We start from the raw sequence: 17,669 nt of genomic DNA on the forward strand, positions 1-17,669 counted from the left end.
TATAGCCGGGGGGACTATACCACGGGTGCCAATGACACCTTCGCTTGCTGCCGGAGTGATATGGCTAGCCACATCACCTCTGGAATAAAATTAAAGAGAAAGAGTTTCTCTTCGATGGAGTAACTATACGGGTAGCGACTTGTTTTGCTTATAAAATTAACGACAGATGACTGTGAGAAAACCGACATTATTATAAGTTGTTGATTATTATTGCCTTATTGTTTTCTGGTTGACGCGTACTAGTGAGGTAGTCCCCACTAATTGTTGAAAGTGACGTTTTTGACGTAAACGTTTTTAACGAAATTTACGAGAGTGTATTTTCGAAAACATTGATTTCACACAATATAATTGTGGGTATGTGCGTGTATTATGTCGGTAATAACAATCTTTCTCATTATCAATCTCGAACTGGGTACTTATGAAACTCTCACAACTAGAGCAAGGAAAAGCGGCTTCTATTGTTGCACTTACAGGTTTAACACCAGACGTTAGAAAAAAACTAATGGTTATGGGCATGTTGCCAAAAACCGAGGTGACACTTATCCGTCGTGCACCTATGGGTGATCCGCTTCAAGTTGAAGTGAGAGGTGTTTCTATAGCCATTCGTGAAAGCATTGCAGAACAAATCGAGGTTATCTAAATGGATTATCAAGTTCTTACTGTTGGTAACCCTAATAGTGGTAAAACAACATTATTTAACGCATTAACTGGCGCAAAACAGCACGTTGGTAACTGGGTTGGTGTGACCGTAGAAAAGAAAACCGGTTTATATTCGCACGCTGGTGATCAATTTCAGTTAACGGATTTACCTGGCATTTATGCACTAGACAGTGGCAATGATGCAAACAGTATCGATGAGTCTATTGCATCACGTGCCGTGCTTACTCACCCAGCGGACGTGATCATCAATGTTGTTGATGCTAGCTGTTTGGAAAGAAGCTTATACATGACATTACAATTGCGAGAGTTGGGTCGCCCAATGATCGTTGTATTGAACAAAATGGATGTATTAAAGCGTGAGCGTCAGGTGATTAATCTTAAGGCTTTAGAAAAAGAGCTAGGTTGCCCGGTTCTAAGCTTGTCAGCAAACGATAAAGGACAAGTGGTTCGTTTTAAAGAGCGTTTGCATAAGCTTCTGGTTCAAGGTGTGAGTCTTGATCCTATCTCGATTGATTACGATGCCGCGTTAGAAGCTCTTATTCCTTCTGTTGAGTCACAATTTGATGATGCTGACGTATCTCACCGAGCGCTAGCGATTCGTGCTTTAGAAAATGATTACTTGGTATTGAATGGTTTGGCCCCACAAACTCGCACTCAAATTGATAGTGTGCGTCTTGGTGCCGATTTCGATATTGATCTTGCTGTTGCTGACGCTAAATACACTTTCTTACATGAACTTTGTAAACGAGTTCGTCGCAGCGAAGGCAAACTGAGCCGTAATTTCACAGAGAAAGCCGATCAATTCATTTTGAATAAATGGGTCGGGATTCCTTTCTTCTTCGTCATCATGTACCTAATGTTTATGTTCTCTATCAATATTGGTAGCGCGTTTATCGACTTCTTCGATATTGGTGTTGGCGCAATATTAGTTGATGGCGGACATCACTTATTAGATGGTCACTTACCGGTTTGGCTAGTCACCGTTCTTGCTGATGGTATTGGTGGTGGTATCCAAACGGTTGCGACCTTTATTCCGGTTATTGCCGCGCTTTACTTATTCTTAGCGGTACTAGAAAGTTCAGGCTACATGGCCCGCGCTGCATTTGTACTGGATAAAGTGATGCAGAAGATTGGCTTACCGGGCAAAGCATTTGTACCACTTGTTCTGGGTTTTGGCTGTAACGTACCTTCTATCATGGCAACTCGTACTCTTGACCAAGAGCGCGAACGTAAACTCGCCGCATCAATGGCACCCTTTATGTCATGTGGTGCTCGTCTACCTGTATACGCACTGTTTGCTGCTGCATTCTTTCCTGGTGCTGGACAAAACGTTGTGTTCGCTCTGTACATCATGGGTATTCTGGCTTCTGTATTTACGGGCTTGTTCCTTAAAAATACTATCTATCCTGGTAGCAGCGATAGCTTGGTTATGGAAATGCCGGATTACGAATTGCCGACCGTGCAAAACGTGATGCTGAAAACTTGGCAGAAGCTGAAACGTTTCGTGCTTGGCGCAGGTAAAACCATTGTAATGGTTGTGGCAATTCTGAGTTTCTTGAATTCATTAGGTATGGACGGCAGTTTTGGTAACGAAGACAGTGAAAGTTCTGTGCTATCTAAAGCGGCTCAAGTTGTAACTCCAGTGTTCCAACCGATTGGTATTACTGAAGAGAACTGGCCTGCAACGGTTGGTATCATTACCGGTATTTTTGCGAAAGAAGCCGTGGTTGGTACGCTAAATAGCTTATACACCACACCTTCTGATGAAGAAGCGGCTGAGTTTGATCTAGCGGCAAGTTTAGAAGAAGCCGTAATGACCATTCCTGAAAACCTTGCTGGTTTGAGCTATTCCGATCCATTAGGCATTGAAGTTGGTGACTTGTCTGACTCTAGTTCTGTGGCTGCTGATCAAGAGGTTGATACTTCGATCTTTGGTAACTTGAAAGATAAGTTTGTATCAGGCCACGCTGCGTTTGCTTACTTAATCCTAATCTTGCTTTACACACCTTGTGTGGCAGCGATGGGTGCTTATGTTCGTGAATTTGGTCAGACGTTTGCCCGCTTCATCGCAGTTTGGACAATGGCACTTGGTTACTTCGGTGCGACCTTCTATTACCAAGCAGCAAACTTCTCTGTACACCCAGTAAGTAGTGCTGTGTGGATGGTGGCAATTGCTGGTGGTTTTGTGGTGACGTATCGCATCTTCAAGAAAATCGGCAGTAAGCAAAAAGCACTTGAGGTGCAAGTAGTATGATTTTAACTGAACTTCATCGATACATTGATAACGAAGGTGTCGCTGCACGTAGTGAGCTTGCATCTAAGTTTGGGGTAAGTGAAGACGGTATCGATGCGATGCTGGGAGTGTGGGTCAAGAAAGGCAAGATATCTCGCTTGGTCGACACCAATAAGCATGGTCACACAACACGTATTCGCTACACCATCAGCAAACAAGATGGTTTGTCTCTGAATGTGATGATGTAGTTCAGGCCTTCATACTCTCGTTGAAAGCGACGAGATTAGACAATAAAAAAAGCCGCTCACCTATTTTAGGTGAGCGGTTTTTTGTTATGTATCTTTTCTGAACTGTCTTGTTTTAAAGCTCAATGAGACTAACTCAAATTACGCTTTCTTGAAGATAGAACTCAGCGACAAAACGTTTTGGATACGAGTATGGATTGCGGCTTGTTCTTCTTCACTACGTTGTTCACCTTTGGTATTTCCCCATACCTGGCCTGGCCATGCGATGTCATCTTTGAAACGTGCAATATGGTGAATGTGCAGTTGTGGCACCATGTTACCTAGCGCGCCTAGGTTTAATTTGTCTGGTTGGAATGTCGCTTCTAATGCTTGGCTTACCGCTTGAGACTCAAGTAAGAACTGCTGTTGTTCTTTCATTGGTAGATGGTGCAACTCTTTTAGGTTGGCGCGTTTGGGTACCAAGATAACCCAAGGCACTGCACTGTCTTTGCTTAGCAGCGCCAAGCTTAGTGGAAATTCGCCGATAAGCGTGGTGTCTTTTGCTAACTGTGGGTGAAGTTCAAAGCTCATTATTATTATCCATTTCGATTTCTTGAATTCAGTATACGTTAGATAAAACAAAAGGTTGATGCTCTCACATCAACCTTTGTATTTATTCATTGTAACCCGAAGGGAATTACATACGCTCTAGAGTTTCGATGCCTAGAAGCGACAGGCCTTGCTTGATAGTCTTAGCTGTCAGTGCAGCAAGCTTCAGGCGGCTCTGTTTAACGGTTTCATCTTCAGCCACAAGGATAGGGCATGCTTCGTAGAAGCTAGAGAATTGACCAGCAAGTTCGAACAGGTAGCTACACATGATGTGTGGTTGACCTTCACGAGCAACAGACTGTACCGCTTCTTCAAATTGTAGAAGTTTCGCGATAAGGGCTTTCTCTTTCTCTTCAGTGATTTTGATTTCACCTTCTAGAGAGTCCATAGAAATGCCTGCTTTAGCAAAGATTGAAGCGACACGAGTGTATGCGTACTGCATGTACGGTGCTGTGTTGCCTTCAAATGCCAGCATGTTTTCCCAGTCGAACACGTAATCAGTGGTACGGTGCTTAGAAAGGTCTGCGTATTTAACTGCTGCCATTGCTACTGTGTTCGCAATGGTTTTCTTCTCGTCTTCTGCTAGCTCAGGGTTTTTAGATTCAATCAGCTGAGTTGCACGTACTTCTGCTTCGTCCAGAAGGTCAGCAAGACGCACTGTACCGCCAGCACGAGTTTTAAATGGCTTACCATCTTTACCTAGCATCATGCCGAACGCGTGGTGCTCAAGAGATACAGACTCAGGAACATAACCCGCTTTACGAACGATAGTCCAAGCTTGCATTAGGTGTTGGTGCTGACGAGAGTCGATGAAGTAAAGTACGCGATCTGCGCCCAGTTCTTCAAAACGATATTTAGCACATGCAATATCGGTGGTGGTGTATAGGAAGCCACCGTCACGTTTTTGCACGATAACGCCCATAGGGTCGCCATCTTTGTTTTTGTATTCGTCTAGGAATACAACTTGTGCGCCGTCAGACTCTTTTGCTAGACCTTGTGTTTGTAGGTCAGAAACGATGTTTGAAAGCATATGGTTGTACATACTTTCACCCATCACATCATCACGTGTTAGTGATACGTTCAGGCGATCGTAGTTACGTTGGTTTTGAACCATGGTTACGTCAACAAGCTTTTTCCACATTTCAGCACAGTATGCGTCGCCACCTTGCAGTTTCACTACGTAGCCACGAGCTTTCACAGCGAATTCTTCGTCTTCGTCGTAAAGCTTTTTAGATTCACGGTAGAACTGCTCAAGATCTGACAGTTCCATTGAAACTTCACCAGTTTCAGCTTGGATGCGCTCAAGGTTTGCTATAAGCATACCGAATTGAGTACCCCAGTCACCAATGTGGTTAGCACGGATAACTTTGTGACCTAAGAACTCAAGTGTACGAACAACAGCATCACCGATGATCGTTGAACGTAAGTGGCCTACGTGCATTTCTTTTGCAACGTTTGGAGCTGAGTAGTCAGCAACAATCGTTTGTGCTTCTGCGGCTGAAACACCAAGGCGAGAGTCAGCAAGCGCTGCGTCTGCTTGTTGTGCCAGGAACGTTTCATCTAGGAAGATGTTTAGGAAACCTGGACCTGCGATTTCAACTTTAGAAGCGATACCGTCTAGGTTTAGAACGTCCAATACTTTTTGAGCAAATTCTCGAGGGTTAGTGCCTAGTCGTTTAGCAACACCCATAATGCCGTTTGCTTGGTAGTCACCAAATTGTGGTTTTGCAGATTGACGGACAGCCGCAGGAGAGCCTGCAGGTGCGCCAGCGGCTTCTAGAGCCTGAGATACTTTGTCATTAATCAGTGCTTGGATATTCACACGCGTTTCCTTCAATTCAAGGATGAATAAGAGTAGCCGTTATTTCGTGGGCATTAAATTTGGCTAATTATGCTTCTAGTTAACGATTTAATGCTGAAATGAACAACAGACTCTGTTTAAGTTCACAAAAATGGCGTTAATCATACCAATTTTGTGGGCTTTCTTATAGGTCGAATTGATAGAAAATTAACATTTCCTGAGGGGTTTTTGACAATCAACTTTGACCAAGCCAAGTTTGTCTATTTAGGAAAGTAAGACACGGTACTTTTTGAGTGTTTTTTGTCAAAGCAGCGCTTGTTGCTGGAAGTAAAACTGATACCATGCTGCCATTATTTGGAGAACATAGACAATGACGATGAGCCTGAAGCAAGCAGAACTAGAACCACAACAAATGATTGCACGCCTTGATACGTTTATGACGAAAATTGAGAACCTCGGAAATGTGCTGGGTTTGGATTTAAGCTTTGCTCAAGCGGATCATATTGCATTAAGAATCAATGAAACTGAGCTTGCGAAATCAGCACATCAAGCATGGTCTGAATACGGCTCTACGATTTCAGAAGCGATGATCAATGGTCGTCCCATTGTGGTGTTGGCTTTCGATAAACCATTGCAAAGCCTTGGTTGGAAGATTGAATGTTTAGAGCTTCCATACCCAGCTGAAGGCAAGATTTACCCGAGCCAAGATTGGGAGCATGTAGAGTTTGTGATTCCTTCTCACGCACAAACGGCCGATGAGTATCTAGCAGACCTTAAAGAGACTTACCCGCAGTTCGCTGCTAAGTTTGAAAATTTGGCAGATCAAGGCATTAAGATAAAACTCTCTAGCCCGAAAGGTGAGGGGGAACGTTTGAATAATCCAACGGTTGCATTCAAGCATCAAGGGATTTGCATTAAGCTGCATCCACACTCTTTGAAGAAGATTGTTGAGTCAGAACAGGCCTAATTTGATTGGATAGTTGCTGGGAATAGATTCCTGAACTCACCAAGGCTCGTCGGAATTACGGGGTGTTTGATGGTGTTTGCCAGGTCTATCTTTAGATGCTGACAGTCTGAGCGTTCGAGGGCGTATGTCAGAGTCTACGGTTAGAAGGTTCTTACCGAATTCGTCATTCCCGATAGCGACGAAGGAGCGTAGTCGGGAATCTCATAAAGCTAGTCAGATCATCAGATACAAAAAACGCGCAATGGATTAACCCTATTGCGCGTTTTTTATTGGGTTCTAACTGGAAGTCTTACCTGAAATCGAACCTCCGATCTACAGAATCACGGTCTTGTTGCCGTAAACAAACACGTGATCATTGATCACTTTGTTTAAAGCCTTACTCAACACGTTCTTCTCTACGTCACGACCCGCTTGTGCCATGTCTTTCGCGCTGAAGTTGTGATCCACTGGGATAACATCTTGCTTGATGATTGGACCTTCATCGAGATCGTTTGTCACAAAGTGTGCCGTTGCACCAATGATCTTCACACCGCGCTCGTAAGCTTGCTGGTATGGCTTAGCACCAATGAATGCAGGCAAGAAACTGTGGTGAATGTTGATGATTTTGTGGTTGTACTTCTCAACAAACCCCGGCGTCAGCACTCGCATGTATTTAGCAAGCACTAGATAGTCCGCCTCATACTGGTCAATGACTTCCAACATCTTCTTCTCATGCTCTTCACGGTTTAATCCTTCGTGAGAAACATGGTGGTAAGGGATATCAAAACGCTCGGTTAGGCTTTGCAGTGTATCGTAGTTACCAACTACTGCCGCAATATCAACATCTAAACTGCCATCGAAGTTCTTCATCAGAATATCGCCAAGGCAGTGTGCTTCTTTAGTTACCAGAATCACAACACGCTTACGAGATGAATCAACCAGCTTACGTTTTGTGTTTTCTGGCAGGGCTTGGTCTAAATCGGCGAGTAAGGTTTCGTCATTGAAGTAGCCCTCTAGCTCTGTGCGCATAAAGAAGTGGCCACTTGTGTTATCAACGAACTCATTATTGTGAATAATATTGAGTTGGTGCTTATAACAAATGTTGGTGATCTTTGAGATGAGGCCAGGGGCGTCAGTACAATGTGTTAATAAAGTTTTTCTTTCCATTTGCATCTTACTTCCATGAATGTTGCACTTATTATATGAAATCGGGATTCTTCAAAATTTAACGCAGGCCGTCGAACGGTGAACTGAGCCGCAGTATCACCGTTATAATTAATCTATTATCAAGTTGGTTTCAACAAATTCTGCTGCTCATTTATCGCATCGATAAATTGTTTTATATAGAAATATCAGTTTTTCGATAGAAAAAAAGGCAGAAGCTTCATTTTTCAAGTTTTGACCGTAGTACGCATTTGAACTTCAACCGAGGCATTGACGCTTTGGCCAAAAATAGAGGTGATACTTATGGATAAAGAGTTACTAGCAAAAAAACTGTACTGCAAACGAGTGAATTCATTAGCGTGAAGTACAGAGTTAGATGGTAATGTTCTAGATGAAATGTGGGAAAGTAAAACCTCACCAACCGATGCAGTGAAAGCCATGCAGCCTTGCGATAATCATTTTGAAGGTGCCCCTTGGTTGTCGCGTTATCTCAGCCGAAAATAATAACGATTCTTTGATTTTTATTTCTTCAATTCTTACCTTCTAGGTAGCTTAACCCGAACCAAACACCTCCGGTGCGAAGTCATTCTTGATTCGCGCCGGCTCACTAAACCTGCCATAATTCTCCTTCTATTTTTCTAAACTTCGTACTCTATGATATCTAAAACGTTTTCTTCTGATGGTGCTTTGGGTAAAGCGATCCCTGGGTTCCAACCTCGACAAGCTCAGCTAGACATGGCTGAAGCGGTTTCACAGGCTATTGAACAACAGAGCCAATTGGTCGTTGAAGCGGGAACGGGAACAGGTAAGACGTTTGCTTATCTAGTGCCAGCACTGCTGAGTGGTAAGAAAACGATCATCAGTACGGGGTCTAAAAACCTTCAAGAACAGCTGTTTCACCGAGATTTACCATTGATGGTCGATGCGCTTGGTTTTTATGGTCAGGTTGCGTTACTCAAAGGCCGTTCAAACTATTTGTGCTTGGATAGGCTCAGTCGTCAAATGATCGAGAGCCATGGCACTCACACCGATCCAACGCTGTTAGCTCAGTTGGTGAAAGTGCGCAGCTGGTCGTCAGCGACTCAAACTGGCGATTTAGGTGACTGTGATGATATTGCTGAAGATAGCCCGGTCATTCCAACCATTACCTCGACTAACGACAACTGCTTAGGCAAAGAGTGCCCAAGCTACACCGATTGCTTTGTGCTGAAGGCGCGTAAAAAAGCGATGGATTCTGATGTTGTTGTAGTGAACCACCACTTGTTCCTCGCGGATTTAGCGATCAAAGAAACCGGGTTTGGTGAGCTGATACCTGAAGCCGATGTATTTATCTTCGATGAAGCGCACCAACTTCCCGATATCGTTAGCCAATACTTCGGACAATCGGTTTCCAGCCGACAGATCCAAGAGCTAGCCAAGGACATTGAAATCGCTTACCGAACTGAAGCCAAAGACATGCGCCAACTGCAGAAAGTAGGGGATAGGCTCGTTCAATCGTCAGCCGATCTACGCATTGTGCTTGGCGATACGGGCTTTCGCGGTAACTGGCGTGAAGCATTGAAGTCAGAGTCGATTGCGAGAGAGCTAGTTCGCTTACAAGATGCGTTGCAACTGGCCGTTGATGTATTGAAATTAGCATTGGGTCGAAGCCAGTTGTTAGACACGGCTTTTGAACGCGCCACTATGATCAAGTCGCGCATTGAACGTGTATGTGACGTGTCGATTACTGGTTATTCGTATTGGTATGACACCACGCCACGACACTTTGCTTTGCACATCACGCCACTCTCAGTCGCCGACAAATTCCATGAGCAGATTGAGCTAAAACCGGGTGCTTGGGTGTTTACCTCTGCAACTTTGGCGGTGTCGGACGATTTCGATCATTTTACTTCTCGATTAGGACTAAAGCCGTCGGCACAGTTTTCACTACCGAGCCCGTTTGATTACCCAAATCAGGCGCGTTTGTGTGTGCCTCGCTATCTACCAGAGCCGAATAGCCCGGGCTTAGCGGACAAGCTAGTAAGAATGCTGACCCCTGTGATTGAGCAAAACCAAGGTCGCTGTTTCTTTTTATGTACCTCACACAGCATGATGAAAGAATTGGGTGAACGGTTCCGCGAAACGCTCTCGGTTCCCGTTCTGCTGCAAGGTGAGACAAGTAAGCAAAAAACCTTAGCAGAATTCATGGAATTAGGTAATGCATTGCTGGTGGCCACGGGGGCTTTCTGGGAAGGTATAGATGTTAGGGGCGATGCATTAAGCTGTGTTATCATCGATAAATTGCCCTTTACAGCCCCTGATGACCCTTTGCTTAAGGCTCGAATTGAAGACTGTAAGTTGAAAGGGGGTGATCCTTTTGCACAAGTACAATTGCCAGACGCAGTGATTACCTTGAAACAAGGTGTCGGTCGATTGATACGTGATAAGCGCGATAATGGCGCTTTGATTATCTGCGACAACCGATTGGTGACTCGCGATTACGGTGGCATATTTTTGGCGAGTTTACCGCCTATCCCACGTACTCGTGACTTAGGGGTCATTAAAGAATTCTTAGCTAAAGACCATTCAACCGCTGCTGAGTAATTGGCATTGTTGAGCTTAGCCATTATTTTAGATTAGATAACGAATATTTGAGACACAAATGAGCGCGAAAATTCTTGCAGTAGATACCGCAACTGAAAACTGTTCAGTTGCACTAGTAATTGGTGACCAGGTGTTCGCACGTAGCGAAGAGGCACCTCGAGACCATACGAAAAAAATTCTACCTATGGTTGATGAAGTACTGAAAGAAGCGAATGTTGCTTTAACCGATATCGACGCGATCGCGTTTGGCCAAGGCCCGGGCAGTTTCACGGGTGTACGTATTGGCATTGGTATTGCTCAAGGCTTAGCTTTTGGTGCTGATTTGCCGATGATCGGTGTGTCTACACTGGCAGCGATGGCGCAAGGCAGCTACCGTAAATTTGGCGAAACTCATGTTGCAACAGCAATTGATGCTCGCATGAGTGAAGTTTACTGGGCTCGTTACAGCCGTGAAGATGATGGTCGTTGGACTGCGGTCGATGCGGAATGTGTGACGCCTCCAAGCGAATTGGCTGAACAGCTTGAAGCGGATTCTGAGACATGGGCAAAAGTCGGCACAGGTTGGGAAGCGTATGCAGAGCACATGGACACACTAGCGATCAACACCAAAGTGTGTGAAGTGCTATTCCCAGAAGCTCAAGACATGGCGTTCCTTGCTCAATTTGCTTATGCTGAAGGCAAAGCGGTTGCAGCTGAAGAGTCTGAGCCGGTTTACTTACGTGATAAAGTGACTTGGAAAAAACTGCCTGGTCGCGAGTAAATACGTATTACTTTGGCTCTGCAGTTTATTTTGTAGAGCCGTTATTAAAATTAGGTAATAAATTCTTTAAGCATGGTTTCAATCAACGGCTTACCTCCTTCTTCGATAGGCAATACATCTAAAACCAATCGAACCAACAAAAAGAATGAGGTAAAAAAAGGTGATGCAAAGACCTCTGTTGGTCAGCCAACAAAGGTCGCGAATGCTGTCTCGCATTCTATTCGCCAGGTCAAAGAATCTGAAATTCACAAGGCTCAGATTCAATATGATCTTCCAGAAGGGCGCGGACGACGTGCGATGGAGGAGTATATGGATGTGATGAATCAAGCTAAAAAAGAGGAACTTGCAAAGCTAATTGGGGTCGATATTTATATCTAGCTTTGTGTTTTCATTTATCCTGCTCTAAGGAGCTGCATTATGTATTCTCTCATATCTAAATCTCGCTTATTTTTCCTTGTCGCTTTCTCTACGATGGTGATGGGGTGCTCCTCTTTACCTAAAGAACTTAATGCAAACTCAGAACAGGTGGTAACTGACTACCAAGAGTGGGTAAACACACTACCGGATGCCGGTGATGTTCGTTTGGGTGGCGTGATTGCTAAAGTCACTAATCTGAAAGATAAAACGCGTGTTGAAGTGGTGAACTTACCTATCTCTAGTAGTGGTAAGCCTGATATTGATGCCGAACCAAAAGGACGTTTTGTTGGTTACATTGACGGCTATGTTGAACCATTGAGCTTTGCTGAGGGTCGTTTAGTTACTTTAGTTGGCACATCAAATAGCACTGAAGACGGTATGGTTGGTGAATACCCTTACACTTTCCCAGTCATGAATGTCTACAATCAACGTTTATGGCAGATCACTGAAAGAGTGGTTATTAATGACTTTGCGCCAACTTACTACTCTTGCCGCAGTTTACATTGTCGCAGCTTTCAAACCATGCCTAAGTCAGGGCGTGTGATTCAAGATGTGCAATAGTCGAACCTTAACTCGACATACCCAATGACAGGGACACCATACTATCAATGATTGAACAGTCATATTCCCTTGCGAGCGGGAAACTTGCAACACAACAGATTGGCAACCCACAAACGACCGTAACGACGGTCGTTTTTATTCATGGCTGGCTAGACAATTCCGCAAGTTTTACTCAGGTCATGCAGCAAGTCTCTAAGCTTTCTCCAGATACTCACTTGGTTGCGATCGATCTTTTGGGGCACGGTTTCTCGTCGCATAAGTCGGGGAGTTACTACCCATTTCACGACTATATTGATGATTTGCACCAGCTAGTGACCAAATTATCGCCAAACAGACTGGTGCTGGTAGGACATTCACTTGGTGCATTGATAGCAAGTTGCTATAGTGCCGCCTTTCCTGAAAATGTGTCAGGATTAATTCAAATTGAAGGTCACGGACCTCTTTCTGAAGCTCCCCACGAAACAGTCTCTCGCTTGAGGGATGGGGTACTTAGTCGTCTTCGACAGCGAAGAAAGCCTTCACGTCCTCTGGCAAGTCTTGAGGATGCTATTAAGCTGAGAGCTCACGCCAACCAAATTAATGCTGAATTAATCGCTCCTATTGTTGAGCGAGGTATTGTCGAGTTTGAGAACTCTTGGCAATGGCGATGCGACCCTAATCTAAAATGTGACTCGTTATATCGAATGTCACAGGCGCACGCTGAAGCGATTATGGCGGCTATTGAATGCCCTCAATTAATAATCCTAGGGAATGATGGATACCGACATTTGCAGCATAATCGCTACAAATCAGCGCATAGTCCTCTGAATATAGAGACGATTCCTGGCGGACATCATTGTCATTTAGAGAGCCCAGAGCTAGTTTCAGAGCTAATTCTTGGTGTAGTTAACAAAATTTAAACAAGTGTTTGAGCCTTTTAGTGCTCATGCACTAAAGCTGTGCTGTAATACCGCAATGATAAAAAGCGGCGAAGCAGTCGTCAGCTGATAAACGAGGAGTAACATCGTGGATAAACCTTGGCTTTCACGTTATCCAAGTGACGTACCAGAAACGATCAACCCAGATCAGTACCAATCTCTCATTGAAATGTTTGAACAGTCGGTACAGAAGTTCGCCGACCAACCTGCATTCGAGAACATGGGATCGATTATGACATTCCGTAAGCTTGAAGAGCGCAGTCGTGCTTTTGCTGCTTACTTGCAGAATGATCTAAAACTGAAGAAAGGCGATCGTGTCGCGCTGATGATGCCAAACTTGCTGCAATACCCAATTGCACTGTTTGGTGTACTGCGTGCAGGTATGATTGCTGTGAACGTCAACCCACTGTACACGCCTCGCGAACTTGAACACCAACTGAATGACTCTGGCGCAAAGGCGATTGTTATCGTTTCTAACTTTGCGAGCACACTAGAGAAAGTCGTTGATAAAACTCCGGTTAAACACGTTGTACTCACTAGCCTTGGGCAAATGTTGCCACGAGCGAAAGGTACGATTGTCGACTTCGTAGTGAAATACGTAAAAGGTATGGTGCCTAAGTACGATCTACCGGGTGCCATTTCATTCAGAAAGGCACTTTACAAAGGCCGTCGTCTTCAATATGTGAAGCCGTTTATGGCGGGTGATGACATCGCATTCCTACAGTACACAGGTGGTACAACGGGTGTAGCGAAGGGCGCAATTCTAACGCACCGCAATATGATTGCGAACGTACTTCAAGCTAAAGGGGCATACAGCCCTGTGCTACAAGAAGGCCGTGAATTGGTGGTAACGGCATTGCCGCTTTACCACGTATTTGCATTGACAGTGAACTGCTTACTGTTTGTTGAGATGGGTGGTCGTAACCTTTTGATTACTAACCCTCGTGACATTCCTGGCTTTATTAAAGAACTACAAAAAGTTCCGTTTACCGCGATTACTGGCGTAAACACCTTGTTCAATGCGCTAGTGAATAACGAAGATTTCCACGAGTTGGATTTCAGTAACATGCGTTTATCTGTTGGCGGCGGTATGGCGGTTCAACGCGCTGTTGCTGAGCAATGGAAGAAAGCGACAGGTGTCCACCTACTTGAAGGCTATGGTTTAACTGAATGTGCTCCTTTGGTCACAGGTAACCCATACGATTTGAAAGACTATACGGGTGCAATCGGCCTGCCAGTACCATCAACAGAAGTTCGTATTGTTGATGATGAAGGTAAAGTGGTTGGCAATGACCAAGTGGGTGAATTGCAGGTCCGTGGTCCTCAAGTGATGCAAGGTTACTGGCAGCGTCCAGAAGCGACCAAAGAAGTGATCGATCAAGACGGTTGGCTATCGACAGGTGACATCGTTAAGTTTGATGATGAAGGCTTGTTGTACATCGTTGACCGTAAGAAAGACATGATTCTAGTGTCGGGCTTCAACGTTTACCCGAACGAGATTGAAGATGTTGTGGCTCTGCATGGCAAAGTGTTAGAAGTTGCGGCTATCGGTCAACCTCATGAAGTGTCAGGTGAGTTGGTTAAGATTTACGTTGTGAAACGTGACCCGAGCCTAACCAAAGAAGACATTATCGCGCACTGTCGTGAACACCTAACGGGCTACAAGATCCCTAAATTGATTGAGTTCCGTGAAGAACTACCAAAAACCAATGTAGGCAAAATCTTGCGCCGAGTGCTTCGTGAAGAGAACGATGCTGAGCTTGCTAAACGCGCAAGCGAGTAACGAGCTCATTTACGAGAAGATGATGCACCATAAGCCATAGCAGCGCTTAATCTAAGCGAGCGCTGAAAAATGGTGTTAGAATGCCGACAGTTAATGTCGGCATTTTTGTATCCGGCGATCAAAGTAAAATCAGTGAGAGTTTTTGTGGATTATCAAATCATTACCCAAGTGAAAGACCTTGAGCGAGTTTGCCAACAAGCACGTGAAGCCGATGTTGTTATGCTTGATACAGAGTTCGTTCGTACAAGAACCTATTACCCTCAATTAGGCTTAATTCAGTTATTTGATGGTGAAACGCTGTCACTGATTGATCCTATTGCTCTTGATGAAATGACCCCGTTTGTTGGGTTATTGAAAGACACTTCAGTACTGAAAGTTTTGCACGCGTGTGGCGAAGATCTAGAAGTGTTCCAGAACGCATTTGGCTGTACGCCAACGCCAATGGTTGATACGCAGATCATGGCAGCCTTCTTAGGTCATGGTCTTTCAACTGGCTTTGCAGCTCTCGTTTCAGAGTTTGTAGGCGTTGACCTAGATAAGAGTGAATCTCGCACCGACTGGCTAGCGCGTCCGCTTTCTCAAAAGCAACTCGACTACGCAGCAGCAGACGTTCACTACTTGATGCCAATGTACAACAAGCTTCTAGAAAAAGTGATGGAAGCGGGCTGGTGGGAAGCGGCGCAGCAAGAGTCTGATTTACAAGTGGCTAAGCGCATCCGTAAAGCAAACCCAGATAACGCTTACCTTGATATTAAAGGCGCGTGGCAGCTAAAGCCTCAACAGTTAGCGATCTTACGACCTTTAGCAACTTGGCGTCTAAAAGAAGCAATCAAGCGCGATTTAGCGCTGAACTTTGTCTTTAAAGAGCAAGACTTATGGGCAGTAGCGCGTTTCGCGATGAAAGATCCTAAACATATGGAGCAAGAAGGTTTTGATTACCGCTCTGTACGTCGCCATGGCGCTAAAATCAGTTCAATCGTTAAGTTAGCTGAGCATACGCCAGAAGAAGAATACCCAGCGCCAGTAGAACGTCTAATGGACTACCCAGGTTACAAACAACTCTTCAAAGTGTTGAAAGATGAAGTGAAAACAGCTTCGCAACACAGTGGTTTAGCGACTGAATTTTTGGCGTCGAAGAAGCAACTTAACCAAGTGTTAAGCTGGATATGGAAGCACGATCGTAATCCTGAAAAGCTGCCAGATGTTATGCAAGGTTGGCGTTTAGATGTGGTTGGCGAGAAGCTAAATAAAGCGATCAAATAACCAACGACTGCAATGACATTTCGATGATTCAAAGAAAAGCGACCTAATTAAGGTCGCTTTTTTATTTGGTAAAATTTAGCTAGCTACTCGGCACTTAAGCCATTCTTTGCGTCGGCTTCCAGCGTGCTAGTTCCGGATCAAGCTTGATACCTTGTGAGGTCAGCAGGTTAACACGAGCTAAGTAAGCTGCACCGTGCATCAGATGCTTAGCAAGATCAACGGCATTACGCTGCTGGTAATCATCTAGATAGCTGTCTTTTGCCCATGCGTTGAATGCGCCAAGTGCAGGACCTGCCCATACTTGGTAATCCATCTCACGGCCTTGTTCACCTGTGTTTGACCAACGACTTGAAAGACCCAAGTACCAACGGAAAATCAACGCCATTTTACGTTTCGGGTTACCTTCAGCACGCTCGATCTGTTTAGGATCGCGCTCGTTAAAGTGCGCCACAGTCCCCGCCCAAATGTCATCCAGTGTTGAACGGAATACTTGCTTCTCAAGCTTCAGACGCTCTTCTACTGGAATCGCTTCAATTGAGTCGTAGCGAGTGTAAAGTTCATACAACTTGTTCGCACGCATTGGGAATAAAGTGCCGCGCTTAACCACTTGCAGTTTCACGCCCATTTCGAACATGTCTGCTGCCGGAGCCATAGTCACGTCAGCCATTTCAGTTGTCGAAAGCAGCTTACGTGTGTGTTCGCTCGCGCCAGCCTCAACACACGCTTGGTTGATTGAACCGGTAACAATGTAAGCAGCACCCATGTTAAACGTCGCTAGAGCCGCGTCAGGCGTGCCTACGCCACCACCACAACCGACACGTAGCGGAGTTTTGAATTGGTACTGTGCTTGGGTTTGTTCTTTCAGTGCAAGAATCGTTGGCAGCAGGGTAACCAGTGGACGGTTATCGGTATGACCACCAGAATCGGCTTCTGCGGTAATGTCATCAGCCATAGGAACCAGCTGTGCCAGTTCCATCTGTTCTGCTGTGATTCGACCTTCATCAACCAAAGCTTGCAGCATTTTAACTGGAGCTGGTTGCATGAACTTACTTGCAACTTCAGTACGGCTTACCTTAGCAATAACCTTGTTGCCAATCTGAATCTCACCTTGTGCATCGCGGCTAAGGCCCGCGGCACGGTAGTGAACGATCTGCGGTGTTAGGCCTAAGAAGGCAGAAGCCTCAACCGTTTTTACTTTGTGTTTCAAAAATAGCTCTACACTGCCGCGCTCTAGAGCGGGTTCGCTTGGGCTGTGAATCAGGTTAAACGCATAAGGACCGTTTGGCAGTGCTGCTTGAATACGGTTGATCGCTTGCTCAACGCGAGACGGGATTAAGCCCGCCGCGCCAAATGAACAAAGAATGCCAGCTTGGCCAAGCGCAATCACTAACTCTTCAGATGAAATGCCGTTTGCCATTGCGCCCGCATAGTAAGCGTATTTCACGCCGTGACAGCGACGAAAATCTTCGTCGCCTAGGCTTTGTGTACCAAGTGCAGGAGCAAAGGCGCTAACAGGTTGGCTGTTCGCTGAGCTTGCTGAATCGCCCGATGCAATCTCTGCTTGTTGGCTAACACCTAACCCTTTTTCTGGGTGGTTCACGACGTAACAAGCAAGGCTTAAGTCTTTCAATATTGTCGACATTGCTGCGTTATCAAAGCGAGTTGTGCTCTCTTCGATCTGCCAAGGCCACGGAGATAGCTTTTCGTTATTGATTGTAGTTTGAGTTGTCATACTAAATTCTTTCCTA

At 45.0% G+C, this 17,669-nt stretch carries 15 protein-coding genes and 1 pseudogene; 12 read left to right on the forward strand and 4 right to left on the reverse strand.

The features are described from left to right. Positions 1-418 precede the first annotated feature (418 nt). From ACED60_RS11280 to ACED60_RS11290, 3 genes are read left to right on the forward strand one after another with little or no spacing between them, the layout of a single operon-like run. Positions 419-640 carry a FeoA family protein gene (locus ACED60_RS11280; RefSeq protein ID WP_004734203.1) on the forward strand — a complete coding sequence of 74 codons (222 nt, stop codon included), beginning with the start codon at positions 419-421 and terminating at the stop codon, positions 638-640. Then, positions 641-2,914, forward strand: coding sequence for a Fe(2+) transporter permease subunit FeoB (gene feoB / locus ACED60_RS11285; protein ID WP_371727539.1), 2,274 nt, complete (start codon positions 641-643; stop codon positions 2,912-2,914). It begins immediately after the preceding gene. After that, positions 2,911-3,141, forward strand: coding sequence for a FeoC-like transcriptional regulator (locus ACED60_RS11290; protein ID WP_017103228.1), 231 nt, complete (start codon positions 2,911-2,913; stop codon positions 3,139-3,141). The genes feoB and ACED60_RS11290 overlap by 4 nt, the downstream gene beginning before the upstream one ends. A gap of 138 nt (positions 3,142-3,279) precedes the next feature. Here the strand turns inward: ACED60_RS11290 and ACED60_RS11295 are convergent, their stop codons facing one another. Then, the gene (locus tag ACED60_RS11295; protein WP_371727540.1) at positions 3,280-3,708 is read right to left on the reverse strand and encodes an HIT family protein; all 429 of its coding nucleotides are present in this window, start codon (positions 3,706-3,708) and stop codon (positions 3,280-3,282) included. A 106-nt stretch (positions 3,709-3,814) separates the two neighbouring features. Further along, entirely contained in the window at positions 3,815-5,548 is a 1,734-nt protein-coding gene (gene argS, locus ACED60_RS11300; RefSeq protein ID WP_009847308.1) for an arginine--tRNA ligase, read from the reverse strand. Between the two features lie 349 nt (positions 5,549-5,897). Here argS and ACED60_RS11305 point away from each other — a divergent pair, with 349 nt between their 5' ends. Then, positions 5,898-6,494: a VOC family protein gene (locus ACED60_RS11305; RefSeq protein ID WP_009847307.1), complete on the forward strand. Its 597-nt coding sequence runs from the start codon at positions 5,898-5,900 to the stop codon at positions 6,492-6,494. 312 nt (positions 6,495-6,806) lie between these two features. Here the strand turns inward: ACED60_RS11305 and purU are convergent, their stop codons facing one another. Beyond that, complete coding sequence (purU, locus tag ACED60_RS11310) at positions 6,807-7,640, reverse strand: formyltetrahydrofolate deformylase (RefSeq protein WP_012604522.1); 834 nt, start codon at positions 7,638-7,640, stop codon at positions 6,807-6,809. 300 nt (positions 7,641-7,940) lie between these two features. On the opposite strand from purU, the pseudogene ACED60_RS11315 reads away from it, so the two are divergent. From ACED60_RS11315 to rnd, 8 genes and pseudogenes are all read left to right on the forward strand, one after another. Continuing rightward, a pseudogene (locus tag ACED60_RS11315) lies at positions 7,941-8,141 on the forward strand (hypothetical protein). Between the two features lie 150 nt (positions 8,142-8,291). Next, positions 8,292-10,220, forward strand: a complete 1,929-nt coding sequence (locus ACED60_RS11320; protein WP_371727541.1) for an ATP-dependent DNA helicase — start codon at positions 8,292-8,294, stop codon at positions 10,218-10,220. A gap of 58 nt (positions 10,221-10,278) precedes the next feature. Further along, positions 10,279-10,980, forward strand: coding sequence for a tRNA (adenosine(37)-N6)-threonylcarbamoyltransferase complex dimerization subunit type 1 TsaB (gene tsaB, locus ACED60_RS11325; protein WP_371709051.1), 702 nt, complete (start codon positions 10,279-10,281; stop codon positions 10,978-10,980). Between the two features lie 72 nt (positions 10,981-11,052). Further along, positions 11,053-11,358: a hypothetical protein gene (locus tag ACED60_RS11330; RefSeq protein WP_009847302.1), complete on the forward strand. Its 306-nt coding sequence runs from the start codon at positions 11,053-11,055 to the stop codon at positions 11,356-11,358. A 39-nt stretch (positions 11,359-11,397) separates the two neighbouring features. Continuing rightward, on the forward strand, positions 11,398-11,958 hold the full coding sequence (locus tag ACED60_RS11335) for a Slp family lipoprotein (RefSeq protein WP_009847301.1): 561 nt from the start codon (positions 11,398-11,400) through the stop codon (positions 11,956-11,958). A 47-nt stretch (positions 11,959-12,005) separates the two neighbouring features. After that, positions 12,006-12,857 carry an alpha/beta fold hydrolase gene (locus ACED60_RS11340; protein WP_371727542.1) on the forward strand — a complete coding sequence of 284 codons (852 nt, stop codon included), beginning with the start codon at positions 12,006-12,008 and terminating at the stop codon, positions 12,855-12,857. Positions 12,858-12,963: 106 nt separating this feature from the next. Further along, a complete protein-coding gene (gene fadD, locus ACED60_RS11345; protein WP_009847299.1) occupies positions 12,964-14,658 on the forward strand; it encodes a long-chain-fatty-acid--CoA ligase FadD in 1,695 nt (564 codons plus the stop codon). Positions 14,659-14,802: 144 nt separating this feature from the next. Continuing rightward, positions 14,803-15,921, forward strand: a complete 1,119-nt coding sequence (rnd, locus tag ACED60_RS11350; RefSeq protein ID WP_069591626.1) for a ribonuclease D — start codon at positions 14,803-14,805, stop codon at positions 15,919-15,921. A 94-nt stretch (positions 15,922-16,015) separates the two neighbouring features. Here rnd and pfaD read toward each other — a convergent pair whose 3' ends face one another. Then, positions 16,016-17,653 (reverse strand): eicosapentaenoate synthase subunit PfaD, encoded by a 1,638-nt coding sequence (gene pfaD, locus ACED60_RS11355; protein ID WP_009847297.1) that lies wholly within the window; start codon positions 17,651-17,653, stop codon positions 16,016-16,018. Positions 17,654-17,669: the final 16 nt, after the last annotated feature.

Source organism: Vibrio sp. 1F279 (genome assembly GCF_041439815.1).
Taxonomy (GTDB): domain Bacteria; phylum Pseudomonadota; class Gammaproteobacteria; order Enterobacterales; family Vibrionaceae; genus Vibrio; species Vibrio tasmaniensis_A.